The 12858-nt window shown below is 51.9% G+C and carries 10 protein-coding genes; 1 reads left to right on the plus strand and 9 read right to left on the minus strand.

Annotated features, from left to right (window positions below):
* Positions 1–128: 128 nt before the first annotated feature.
* The 3 genes from ACWI0H_RS04530 to ACWI0H_RS04540 all read right to left on the minus strand — a co-directional run bounded on the left by ACWI0H_RS04530 (position 129) and on the right by ACWI0H_RS04540 (position 3966).
* Positions 129–1430, minus strand: a complete 1302-nt coding sequence (locus ACWI0H_RS04530; protein ID WP_101146771.1) for an IS1380 family transposase — start codon at positions 1428–1430, stop codon at positions 129–131.
* Between the two features lie 71 nt (positions 1431–1501).
* On the minus strand, positions 1502–1972 hold the full coding sequence (locus tag ACWI0H_RS04535) for an MCP four helix bundle domain-containing protein (protein ID WP_485875111.1): 471 nt from the start codon (positions 1970–1972) through the stop codon (positions 1502–1504).
* 128 nt (positions 1973–2100) lie between these two features.
* Positions 2101–3966 (minus strand): ABC transporter ATP-binding protein, encoded by a 1866-nt coding sequence (locus ACWI0H_RS04540; protein WP_485875113.1) that lies wholly within the window; start codon positions 3964–3966, stop codon positions 2101–2103.
* A gap of 633 nt (positions 3967–4599) precedes the next feature.
* On the opposite strand from ACWI0H_RS04540, the gene ltrA reads away from it, so the two are divergent.
* A complete protein-coding gene (gene ltrA, locus ACWI0H_RS04545; protein WP_336275325.1) occupies positions 4600–5928 on the plus strand; it encodes a group II intron reverse transcriptase/maturase in 1329 nt (442 codons plus the stop codon).
* Between the two features lie 78 nt (positions 5929–6006).
* Here ltrA and ACWI0H_RS04550 read toward each other — a convergent pair whose 3' ends face one another.
* The 6 genes from ACWI0H_RS04550 to ACWI0H_RS04575 all read right to left on the minus strand — a co-directional run bounded on the left by ACWI0H_RS04550 (position 6007) and on the right by ACWI0H_RS04575 (position 12830).
* A complete protein-coding gene (locus ACWI0H_RS04550; RefSeq protein ID WP_485875115.1) occupies positions 6007–7512 on the minus strand; it encodes a tripartite tricarboxylate transporter permease in 1506 nt (501 codons plus the stop codon).
* 46 nt (positions 7513–7558) lie between these two features.
* Positions 7559–8098 (minus strand): tripartite tricarboxylate transporter TctB family protein, encoded by a 540-nt coding sequence (locus ACWI0H_RS04555; RefSeq protein ID WP_485875117.1) that lies wholly within the window; start codon positions 8096–8098, stop codon positions 7559–7561.
* Complete coding sequence (locus tag ACWI0H_RS04560; RefSeq protein ID WP_485875119.1) at positions 8095–9105, minus strand: Bug family tripartite tricarboxylate transporter substrate binding protein; 1011 nt, start codon at positions 9103–9105, stop codon at positions 8095–8097. The genes ACWI0H_RS04555 and ACWI0H_RS04560 overlap by 4 nt, the downstream gene beginning before the upstream one ends.
* Before the next feature lie 72 nt (positions 9106–9177).
* Positions 9178–10785, minus strand: a complete 1608-nt coding sequence (locus ACWI0H_RS04565; RefSeq protein ID WP_485875120.1) for a gamma-glutamyltransferase family protein — start codon at positions 10783–10785, stop codon at positions 9178–9180.
* Positions 10786–10831: 46 nt separating this feature from the next.
* Positions 10832–12346, minus strand: coding sequence for a tripartite tricarboxylate transporter permease (locus tag ACWI0H_RS04570; RefSeq protein ID WP_336273116.1), 1515 nt, complete (start codon positions 12344–12346; stop codon positions 10832–10834).
* Between the two features lie 13 nt (positions 12347–12359).
* Positions 12360–12830, minus strand: coding sequence for a tripartite tricarboxylate transporter TctB family protein (locus tag ACWI0H_RS04575; protein WP_335597292.1), 471 nt, complete (start codon positions 12828–12830; stop codon positions 12360–12362).
* Positions 12831–12858: the final 28 nt, after the last annotated feature.

A 12858-nucleotide genomic window follows, 5' to 3' on the forward strand; every position in this document is an offset into this window, starting at 1 on the left:
CACCCAGGCCGCCATGCTATTAAAAACCTATTGGTACATCTTAAATTGCCTACTTTTTAACCACTTTCCGTCGTTCAGATACACTTCCCCCTTTCCCCCATTGCGTCGGGCCGGGGGCGCCCGCGCATTCAGTTCGGCACCAACCGCCTGACGAGATCGGATAGTTGCGCTTTATAGGGGTAGCTGTCACTCATCAACACCCGGATTCGGCGCGTATTGCGGATGATGACCGCGCCCACTTTGATGAGTTTGAGCCTCAGGTTGCTTGGGCTCATGCGCTCAAAAGGGGTCTTCTTCAGGTAAGTACGTAAGCGCTCGAACAGCGTATAGGCGAAGCCCGATAAGATCAGCCGCCACTGATTGGCCCACCAGTGCGTACTGGAGGTCCGGTCAGCAAACAGGCTCAGTTGTTGATCCTTGATTCGGTTTTCCATGTCGCCCCGAGCACAATACTGCTCGTAGTAAAGCTTGAAGCCGTCGTCGTAACGGGAGCTGATGATAAATCGGGGATTGGAGCCCAGCTCGCTTTCTTCTAGACGAGCGACCACCCAGCGTGGGTATTTCCAAGAGTGTGCTTGATACGGGAAGCGGAACGTCTCTGCCACTTTGCCTCCCACCTGCCATTGGGTCTTGCGCACCAGCATCATGGGCACGTCCACTTCCTTGAGCAGCCGACTGTTCTTACCGATACCCACGATATAGTCAACGTGATGCCGATCGCACCAGTTCAGCATCCGGGGGCGACAAAAGTGACTATCACCTCGTAACACAATGCGCGTATCGGGCCAGTACTGGCGGATAAAGCGCACCAGTAACGCCAGGATGGCCCAGCTGTGATGGCTGTCGCTGTGGTCACTGGTACGCAGATAGCTCACTAGCAGATGGCGGCCACAGAAGACATACAGCGGGAAGTAGCAGTGGTGATCATAATAGCGGTTAAAGAACTTCCCGGGTTGCTCGCCGTGCACGGGAATATCGGTGCCATCAAAGTCCAGCACGATTTCCTTGGGGGGTTGGTCATGCTGCTCAATGAAGTGATGCCACAGTAACGCATGGGCCTTCACCATCGCTTGCCGGTCTACCTTCTGCTCGCTCCGACACAGTGTAGACTTACCCGCCAAGACTTCATCTTCACCTAGCGCGGTCTGAAGCGCTTGGTCGTAACGTAGGGCCTCATGGTCGTTAAAATCTTCGTAGCCCGCGGCGACACCGAACACCCGCTGACGCACCAGAGTGTCGAGCTTGTGACGAACCTGTTCCGGTGCGCGGGGATCATGAAGCACGGAGGCCAAGCGGTGCGTCAGACGATGTTGTTTATCGACTTCCCGTAGCAAGAGCAATCCAGCATCGGAGGTGATGTGGCCCCCAGAGAAATCGGCTTCAATTTGCCGGCGTGAGAGTGGCGAGAAGGTCAGTTTTTCAGGTACCATTTTGGAAGCGGCGGTTGGTGTTGGTTTTTGGTGTAAGGCCCTGAAACGTTAACACTTTCAGCCGCTTTCTTTTATACCCCGTGAGAAATCCAGGCTAGCATACTCAATGCTTCAGCCGTTTCTCCGTTTTGATGCAGCTCGAAAACGCGTGTTGCTTCTAGTTTCCAATCGCTATAAAGAACTTCGAAATTTGCGGTTTGAGTGTTGGTTTCAGGTTGCTCTTGCATCAGTTGGAGATAAGCCTGCATGCGATCATAAGCTTGCTGGGCATTCTCTTCAAATTCGGCGATGAGTACTGGTGCGCGCTCGGAACTGGGGGCTGATAACAGGTATTCGATTTCAGCCACTCGTGCTTGATACAGGTCGCGGTCTCCGTTCAGTACGGTTGATGTAGCAGGGATATAGTTAGTAATAAAGGTATGTAAGCGGGCTTTTATCATGTTAACGAGCAGTGCGTCTGCTACGACAATAACCAGTAGAGCTAATGCAACACTTATAAAAGCAAGTGCGTATTTAACTTTTATCTGATGAAAGCGGTTCATTTTTCCACTCCAGTAGTGAGGAATAATGAGCGCAGCTTACCTTTAAAGTATTAACCTGGTCGATCGCTTTGTAATACCTGTCACTTTTGTTTACATTTTAACTTGAGTGGATTGATTAAGAATTGTTTTTATTTGTATCCCTTGGCCTGTAGCCTAAACAGATTTGCGTATCGTCCATTAGCTTCCAGCAGCGCTTCATGGGTGCCGCGTTCAATAATATGCCCTTGGTCGATCACTAAAATAAGATCAGCACTGCGTACTGTGGAGAAGCGGTGCGAGATCAGTATCGCCATCTTATCGCGGCTATGTTCACGAAAGCGGGCGAAGACTTCAGCTTCAGCGGCGGCATCCATCGCTGCCGTGGGTTCATCGAGCACGATGATGTCGGCATTTTCGCGCATATAGGCACGGGAGAGGGCAATCTTCTGCCACTGACCGCCGGAGAGCTCCTGGCCATTTTTAAACCAGCGGCCCAGTTGGGTTTTGTAGCCATTCCCCATGCGGGTAATAAAGTCGTCCGCCATGCCGTGCCGTGCGGCTTGCTGCCAGCGCTGCTCATCGTCAAAGGCATGGGTATCGCCAACGCCAAGGTTCTCACCAACCTGTAGCTGATAGCGCACGAAGTCCTGAAAGATGACGCCGGTACGCTCACGTAGTGCTTGAGCGCTCCAGTCACGTAGGTCGCTACCGTCTAATAGAATGCGACCTTGAGTAGGTTGGTAGAGTCGCGTCAAAAGTTTGATCAGGGTGGTCTTGCCAGAGCCGTTTTCACCCACCAACGCCAAGCTTTGCCCAGGGGAGAGGTGCAGCGAAATATCGTGTAGAACCGGATCTTGGAGAACAGAATCGCCGCCAGGGTAAGAGAAACTAACATTCTCAAAGCGCAGCCCATCCCCAGGTTGTGCACCCTGAGTTAGCGTACCGTTTTCGGCCTCAACCGGTTGCTCCAGGTATTCATAAAGATTGGATAGATAAAGGTTATCTTCGTACATGCCGCTAATGGCGGTAAGACTGGCGGAGAGCGCCGCCTGGCCTTGCTTGAAAACCATTAAATACATGGTCATTTGACCCAACGTCAGTGCCCCTGCAATGGTTTCAATCACCACCCAGCCGTAGGCAGCGTAAAACGTTAAGGTGCCGAGCAATCCGAGCAGAAATCCCCAGCTTTCCCTGCGAAGGGTTAAACGACGATCTTCTGCAAACAGTTGGGTAAAAATATCGCGGTAGCGCTGCAGAAATAACCCTTCAAGACCAAACAGTTTGACCTCTTTAATGCTGTCTTCCCGTGCAAGTACTGTCTCTAAATAGATCTGCATACGGGTTTGGGGTGAGCGCCAGCGAAACAGCCGGAAGGCATCGCCCGAGAACTTGGCCTCCGATACAAATACTGGCAGCGCGCCAGCTACCAGGATCAGCAGTGCCCAAGGAGAGAACTGCACCAGCAGTACCCCAAAACTACCCAGTGAGATCGCATTTTGCAGCAGCCCAAAGGTTTTATTCACTAGGGCCAGCGGGCGTGTAGAGGCCTCACGCCGCGCACGGGTGAGCTGGTCGTAAAGCTCTGAATCCTCAAACTGACTGAGTGACAGCGTACCGGCTTTCTCCAGAATCATGACGTTGACTTTCTGACCCAATAGCGCTCTTAACAGCGACTGCTGAGCAGACAGGCCGCGCTGGGCCAGCGCAATTAATCCAATGATCAGCGCCTCAATAGCCACTAGCTTGAGAACGGGGGTAATAGACGCCAACAGGTTAGGATCTGAAGCGGCTTGGTGAGCATCCATGGCACTGACCACGCCATCCACAATCAATTGGCCTACCCAGGCCGCCACAGCGGGAAGCACACCAGCGACTAACGTGCACAGTGCTAGGCCAAGCATCATCCAGCGAGAGGTTTCCCACACTAAGCCAAGCGCGCGTCGACTGTAACGGAACACGCCAAAAAAGCCGCTTAGCGGTGAGGAGGAAGTAGATTCAGAGGGTGGTGGTGACATAGTTGGACTGGCAAAACACCGAGTAAAAAAGGAGTGCCATGATGCGGTGGTTAAGCGTGGATAGCCAGCTCAACCGCCGGTTGCCTTCAACGGCAACGCGGCGGAGAGTTTTGTGTACGCCCAGCATGGGCATGAACTAATGAGGTGGAAGTCCTCTGTAGGAAGATCACCGCCTCACCCTGATATTCAGGATAGTAGGCGACAACTACTAGCGAATGGCAAGGGCAAGACCGCGAGGTCTTGTCTGGAGGAAGCCGGACGCAAAACTGCGAGCTGATGAACAAGAACATCATACGAGGCGTAGGCTGGAGGCGAGTTGGCACAAGACAACGAAGCCAGGTGATCTAACGGCCACCGTAAATGATGCAGCAGTGCAGTGAAAGTTCATGCGCTTATCTGGGGAGATCTGCTTAACCAGCGATCGGTCAGCTAACCAGTCAGGCTCTGGTCTATAAGTGCCTGGGCTTTTCAGCCTCATCAACTGAAAAGAGCAAACCGATGAAAACCGATAGCGCGAACTGGGGCAACCCTGTGCGTGATTAAGCAGAGGTCAGCAGAAGGCATAGTAGCCAAATGCCTGCCGTAATGGGCAGGACAGGGTGAAGGCCTGAACATTCAGTAAAAGGAGGAGCCTTGTCACACTTGAATACGCGAATGCCGAACGGCAATGACACGACTCAGCGTGCTGACTCGAAGCCAGCCTTTAGCAGCGATCTGTTCGAGCAATTTCTTTCGCCTGCCAATTTACAGCAGGCATGGAAACAGGTTCGAGCCAACAAAGGGGCCGCCGGGGTGGATGGGATGACGATTGAGGCCTTCCCAGCCTGGGTGAAATCCGGTGAGTGGGACGAGGTAAAAGACCTGCTTCTTAGTGGTCGCTACTACCCACAACCGGTTAGGCGTGTGGAGATCGACAAACCCGATGGCGGCAAGCGATTGCTGGGTATTCCAACGGTGATTGATCGAGTTATACAACAAGCCATTGCTCAGGTGCTCACCCCGATCTTCGACCCGACCTTCTCACCCAATAGCTTTGGGTTCAGGCCGGGTAGAAATGGACACCAAGCGGTCGAGCAGGTGCAACAGATCATCAAGCAGAAACGGCGTATTGCTGTAGATGTCGATCTGTCCAAGTTCTTTGACCGAGTGAATCACGACCTGCTGATGTCGCTACTGAGCCGACGGGTTCATGATAAGCGATTGAAGCAGCTGATCGCTCGGTATCTACGAGCTGGGTTTATCGATAACCAGCTCTTCCAGGAGACGCGAGAAGGTGTTCCGCAAGGGGGGCCTCTGTCCCCTCTGCTGGCCAACATCATGCTCGACCCTCTGGATAAAGAACTGGAAAAGCGTGGCCACCTCTTTGCACGCTATGCCGACGACTTCATCATTCTGGTCAAAAGCCAGCGTGCCGGAGAAAGGGTGCTGAAAAGCATCACCCGCTTTATAGAAGACCGCTTGTCACTGGTGATCAGCACCGACAAAAGTCAGGTAGTGAGTGTCAATGAAAGCAAGTTCTTGGGCTTTACCTTCAAGAACGGGCGAATCAAATGGCACCCGAAAGCCCTGCTGAAATTCAAGCAGAGAATTCGGCAGCTCACTAACCGAAACTGGGGCGTCAGCATGAGATACCAGCTCTTTAAGACCAGCCAGTACATTGCGGGCTGGATCAATTACTTTGGCATCGCCAACTGTTATCAAGAGTGTTACGAGCTTGATCACTGGATACGCCGACGAATCCGTATGGCCTATTGGCGGCAATGGCGGAAACCCCGCACCAAGGTAAGAAACTTAATCAGGCTGGGTGTTCGAGTGCAGGCTGCCGTTGCCTGTGGCATCACCAGCAAAGGCCCGTGGCGCAGCTCCAAAACGCCGGGTATTAACCAAGCATTATCGGATGAATACCTGAAGAAAGCCGGTTTGGTATCACTGCGCGATGGATGGATCAAGCTTCACTACTGAGTGAAACGCCCTGTGCGGTTCCGCATGCAGGGTGTTGTGGGGGCTGGGGGCTAGACACCCCCGGCTACCCGATTGGGCTTAAGAAGTGATAGGCATAGTGCGATTCTGTTTAAATCTGTAACGGATGGCTAAGACAATTGATAGTGCTGCCAGCGTTAGTAATGCGAGAGATATTGGACGAGTAAAAAATAGTGTCCAGTCTTCATTTGTCATCAGTGCTCGACGTAAATTGGTTTCTGCAATGGGGCCAAGAATAACGCCTAATACTAATGGAGCTAAAGGGTAATCAAGCTTAGCCAAAACGTACCCGAAGGCACCAATGCCCAATAAAATATAGATATCAGTGATGCGATTATTAAGGGCAAAAGCTCCTACCATGCAACAGGTTAGTACGACTGGAACGATGACTGATTTAGGTACACGTGTAACGTTAAGGAATAGGCGCATGCTTAATAGGCAGACGACTAGCATCATGGCACCCGCTACAAACATAGCCATAAACATCCCGTAGACAGTATCTGCGTGATCCATAATTAATCTTGGGCCAACACCAATTCCATGGACCATCAAGGAAGCCATCAATACGGCATCGACAGCACTTCCGGGAATACCTAACGCAATCATAGGAATAAGACCGCCACCAGAGGTTGCGGAGTTACCGGATTCTGATGCTATAACTCCTTCACTTGCACCTTTTCCGAAGGACTCAGGGTGTTTGGAACCGCGCTTTGCTTGATCGTAAGCCAATAGGTTGGCGATGCTTCCTCCAGCTCCGGGAACTGCCCCTATAAATACGCCCACCATAGAAGAGCGAACAAGATTGAATGGATAGGAGAGCGTTTCACGCATAGCTTCCCAGGGCTTAAAGTTAATATTACTATTTATAAGTTGCTTGCCTGCCTTAACCTCTTCTGGATATTCAACCTCTTGTAATAATTGGCTAATGGCGAAAATCCCGATAAGTACGATTAAGAAAGGTATACCCGCTGATAGCATTCGTAGGTCAAAGGAGAAGCGTGTTACCCCCATTAATGGATCAGCCCCTACTGTCGCGATAATTAAACCAATCGCCCCAGCTAGGAGCCCCTTTACCATTGATTTTCCAACTAAGCTGGCAACAATAGTAAGCGCAAATACTACTAGTGAGAAGTATTCCCATGCCCCAAGCTTTACGGCAATCATGGCAAGTGGAGGGGCGGCGATTATCAATACGAAAGTACTGATTAAAGTACCAAAAAATGAAGCCCAGATACCAAGAGCTAATGCCCGGCCCGGTTCACCACGTCGCGCCATTGGATAGGCGTCAAAAGTAGTGGCCAGTGCAGAGGGTGTGCCTGGAATACCTAACAATGCAGCACTGATCATACCCCCCGTATAGCCGCCTATATATACAGCTAAAAGCGTGGCGACACCTTGTAAAGGAGGCATGGTGAACGTCAGAGGCAGAGTTAGTACGATGGCCATGGTAATAGTAAAACCGGGAATTGCGGCAGTTATTACACCCGCTATCACCCCGATTAACATAGTCAGCATAGTGGGCAGGGTAAATAGTTGATCGGCCCCTGCAAAAATGGATTCCATCATGATCGGTATCCTGGGTCAGCAAGTAAGTGGAACATGCAACAGAAATCTATAAAAAAGACACGCGCGGTAAAGAGATAGTAAAGACGTGGCGAAACAACGCTTCGAGACCGAACGACATAAAGATCGCAATAATGATGGCAATTACTAATTGCTTTGGGCGGCGCGCGCCAAGTAGAAACTGACATGCCAATACGAAAGGAAGTGTTGACCAACGAAAGCCGATAAGCGGTAAAGCAATAGCGTAAAATGCAAATAGGCTAAGCACACCGAAGGCTAATCTATGTTGCCATAACCAAGCCTTAATACTGCCACTGGCAAGTGCGTTTGTATGGCGTAGCTTCGCTATTTCTTTAATGATTACGATGCAACTTAATATCGTCAGTATTGCTAATATCAAACGTGGAAAGCTACCTGAGCCGATAGGCTCCCAAGCGGACGAGGGAAGGCTTCCAGCATTGTTAAACATCATAACCGCGATGATGAGTAATGCGATATTAAAAATAATATGGCTTACTGCTTTAGCGCGTTCGTTATTGGGTGCGGATTCCCGGCCTTTCGGCCGGGATGCAGGTGTTGTACCACTCATTGCTGTAGCTTCCCTGCTAGGCGCTCGATCGTTGCATCAAGGTTGGCGAGATGCTCTCGATATTCCTCTGGACCCATGAACTGTACTTCGGCCCCAGCATTGTTGACGCGAGTTACAAACTCCTCGTCTGCAGCCATTGCCTCAAGGGCAGCCGCGATCACTTCAATGCGATCTGTTGGAGTGCCTTCTGGAGCAATAAGGCCTCGTAAAATGGATAGATTTAAATCCTCATAACCCAGCTCAGCAAAAGTAGGTACATCAGGTGTCTGGCGCATACGCTCTGTATGGCCAACGGCTAAGAAGCGTAAGTCATCGTTTTCAACGAACTGTAGGCTAGATGCGATGTCTCCCATAGCCGCATCAATGTGTCCACCCACTAACGAGCGGATACGTTCGCCGGTGCCTTCGAAGCCGACATAGCGAAAAGAAAGGTTTTCGGCTTCCTCTATCATCGCTCCGTGAATATGAGGCACTCCACCGAGCGTGACACCGAAGCGTATTTCACCCGGGTTTTCCTGTGCGTACTCGACGAAATCTTCAAAGGTCTCCCAGTCACTGTCAGCACTAACCGTTAGGTATTGAGGTGACGCCGTTATAGCTGCGATGGGCTCATAATCATCCCAGTTATTTTGGGTTAAGCCGGTATGGTGAGCTGCCATAAAGCCGTCATGTACTTGGCCAATACTATAGCCATCATTGTCACGATCGGCGAGATCGGCAAGACCAGTAGTCCCACTTACACCGGGCATATTGATAACAGGCATTGGTTGGGAAAGGTGAGGCTCGATATGATTAGATACTAACCGCATTAGTACATCGCTGCCGCCACCTGGAGACCAGGGGACAATAAACTCCACTGCTTTGTCTGGGTATTGCTCAGCTAGCGCAGCAGTGGATAAGCCTGCTAATGCTACGCTTATGCCCGTGACTATTGATCCAACCAGAACCCGTTTTTTAGCTTGGGAATGGCGTGAGGCGACGTTTAGATAATTCTCAAATGTCGGCATCTTGCTTCTCCAGTTATGATTAGCAGGCTCGAAAGCTGCCGAGCCTGTACAGCGGTTTAACAGGGCAGCGATTTACCAGGGAAGCACAGCCCCGTCGGTGCGCGGCTCGGTGCCGCCTTGCAGTACGCCCGTTTCAGGGTCGCGTAAAATGATTTGACCTCGGCCAAAGCTAATAGAGTCAGCAACTTTGACGATGTCGTGGCCACGGCGGGCGAGGGCCAGCGCTAGGTGATTGGGAAAATCGGCTTCCACTTCGATGGTTTTGCCTTTGGTCCACTTCCAGCGGGGCATATCGAGGGCAGCTTGGGGGTTAAGCTGATCTTCTAGCATCGCCGTTACTACCTGCACATGACCTTGCGGCTGCATATAGCCGCCCATCACGCCAAACGGCCCAACGGCTTGATTATTTTTGGTGATAAACCCGGGGATAATGGTGTGATAGGTGCGTTTGCCGGGCGCCAAAGCATTAGGGTGCTGTGGGTCGAGGGAGAACGACCAGCCACGGTTTTGCAGGCTGATGCCAGTGCCGGGAACGACCATGCCTGAGCCAAAGCCTTTAAAGTTACTTTGGATCAGTGACACCATATTGCCATCGCTGTCAGCCGTTGCCAGATACACCGTGCCGCCCTGAATCGGGTTGCCGTGTACTGGGTCAACCGCCTGTTCGCCAATCAGTGCAGCACGTGATTTCAAATAGTCGTCGGCCAGCATCTGATCAATGGTGGGGCGCATAGCATCCAGGTCGGTAACATGTGCGAAGCCATCGACATAGGCCAGTTTGGTGGCTTCAATGCGACGGTGCAGCGTTTCCACCGGATCTCGCCCTTCGTCGCCTAAGTGCTCCAGCATACCCAGCGCTTGCAGCACAATCATGCCGCTGCCGTTGGGGGGAATCTCCCAAATATCATGGCCTTTATAGCGCACACTAATCGGGTCGACCCACTCCGGCTGGTAAGCCGCCAGGTCTTCTTTGCGCAACAGGCCGCCGTGTTCGCGGGAAAAGGCGTCGATAGCCTCGGCCAGTTCGCCCTCATAAAATGCCTTGGCGTGGGTGTCGGCAATCGCTTTTAGGCTTTTAGCATGACCTTCAGAGCGCCACAGTTCACCAGCTTCCGGTGCTCGACCTTCGGGGGCAAACGTATCAAACCAAGGTTTGAAAGAAGCCTCGCTATAGGCTGAATAGTTGGTGAAGGCATCCTTCCACATTTGATGAATAACGGGAGAGACGGGGAAGCCTTCTTCTGCCAGCGCAATGGCAGGGGCTAGCAACTCTGCAAACGGCAGCTTGCCAAAGCGCTCAGACAGAGCTGCCCACGCAGCAGGAGCGCCGGGTACCGTAACGGGCAGCATGCCGTGGTTTGGCACGGTGTCATGGCCGAGTGCTTTCAGTGCTTCAATGGTAGCCTTTTGCGGGGCGGGGCCACTGGCATTGAGGCCATGCAGTTTGCCGTCGACCCAGACAATAGCAAAGGCGTCGCTTCCTATCCCATTCGAGGTGGGTTCCACTACCGTTAATGCAGCGGCGGCGGCAATCGCGGCGTCAATCGCATTACCACCTTGCTGCAGAATGCTAATACCCACCTGCGCCGCTAATGGTTGAGAAGTAGCGACCATGCCGCGTTTGCCAAATGTGGCCATTCTGCGCGAGGCGCTGGGATAGTACAGTGCATCTTGTTGCATACCAGTTTCCTTTTAAGCAGTGCTGTTGATCTAAATTATTTGAATATCAAATGTTTTCGCGCAGAGCGGCATTTTTTAAGCGCTGGATCTTACGATCCTGATAGAGCGAAAACAGAATGGAAGCGACGGCTAGCGCTAAGAAAAGCGCAGATAGTGGTCGAGTTAAAAAGGTCATCCAACTTTCATTAAGCTCAAGGGCACGGAATAGCTGGCGCTCAAGATTGTCGCCGAGCACCACACCCAGTATTAACGGCGTCAGCGGTACTTCCGCTTTCCAAAGCAGGTAGCCAATGATGCCGAAGATGAATAGCACCCAAATGTCGAACAGGTTGTTATTCAGGGCATAGGCGCCAATGGCACACAGCATTAATACGACGGGAACGAGGATCTGTTGGGGGATCAACGATATTTTGGCGAACCAGCGCACGAGCAGCAGGTTGCATAACACCATGACGACTGCGCCAATTAGCAGGCTGGCATAAATAGCGCCCACCAACACCGGGTTTTGTTCAAACATCATGGGACCTGGCGTAATACCGTGCAGAATCAGTACGCCCATCATGATCGCCATGGGCAAATCGCCCGGTATCCCCAGTGCAAGTGTTGGCACGAACGCACCGCCTGCTACCGCGCTATTGGAGGCTTCAGAAGCCACGATGCCACTGGGGGTGCCGGTGCCAAACTCTTCCGGATGACGAGAGAATTTCTTGGCTTGGTCGTAACTCAAAAAGTTAGCGACGGTGCCCCCCGTGCCAGGAAGGGCGCCCACCAAGCTGCCAATTAAAGAAGAGCGCAGCGTATTCAGCTTTTGCCCCGTCATATCTTTGATTATTTGGCCGTAGGGAATCGTCACATTGGTATCGATTTTCTTGGCTTCGCTTTTCTCATCCTTAAGCTTTTCGATATTGCCAAGCAGTTGGGAGAAGGCAAATATGCCGATCATCACGGGCAGAATTTCGAACCCAGAACCCATCGCCGGAAGACCAAAGTCAAAGCGCAGATTGCTGTTGCGGTCATAACCAACGGTTGTAATCAAAAGCCCCAAAGCAGCGGCCATCAGGCCTTTGAGCAGAGCGCCGCTGGAGAGCCCTGCCACAAGCGTCAGCGCGAAAACGATTAACGCAGTGATTTCCCAAGGGCGGAAATTCATGCTGAAGCTGGCAATTAGCGGGCCGAAGAAGACCAGGACCGCCACGCTGATGATGGTGCCTAAAAACGATGAAGCGACGCCAATGCCTAGGGCGCGGCCCGGTTCGCCTTTCTGTGCCATTGGGTAGCCGTCATATACGGTGGTGATCGAAGAGGGTGTACCGGGTATGCCCAGCATAACGCCAGACACAATGCCGCCTGAGTAACCCCCTACAAACACACCGACCATCAATGAAACGCCGCTTACCGGGTCCATGGCAAACGTGAATGGGAAGACCACTAAAATGGCCATGGTGACGGTAAAACCAGGAATACTACCGCCCACAATCCCAAACAGTACGCCAATAACGATCAGGCCCAGGACCGATGGTGTGCCGACCTCAGCGAGCGCTTGGAGGAAAAAGTTCGTCATTATTTACTCCAGGTTAAGGCAGCCAAACATTCAGGCCATAGCGGAAAACGACAAATATCACGATAGCCAAGGTGAAGCTGAGCGTGAGATTGATCATCCATTTACGTCGCGTATTGATCCCCATTAGTAGCGCAAGGGAAGCGACCAAGAAGCCTATGGTGGCTGCGATATAACCCACCACTGGAAGGAGCGCGGCATAAAGCCCAAACAGTAGAAACAGAGCGAGTATGGTGCGCCGGCTTTGAAACCACTCATTAATGAGCTGCTTTGCGCCAGCCCGTTCAGGTACTTTTACCAATAAGGAGCGCACCAGAATTAGCAGTGAAAAAATGCCGATCACTACCAATAAAATGCGTGGAAACAGCGCTGACCCATACGGCTGCCAGCTGGTGGGCGGGGCAATGCTGCCTGATTCCACCCACATGACGGCCACAATCAAGAGCAGCGCCAGCGCCAAGGCGCGGTCTTTCGTTAGCGTTAGCATTAGCGATGCCTCCAGCAACCCTAGCCCA

The organism is Halomonas sp. NYA30 (assembly GCF_976980765.1).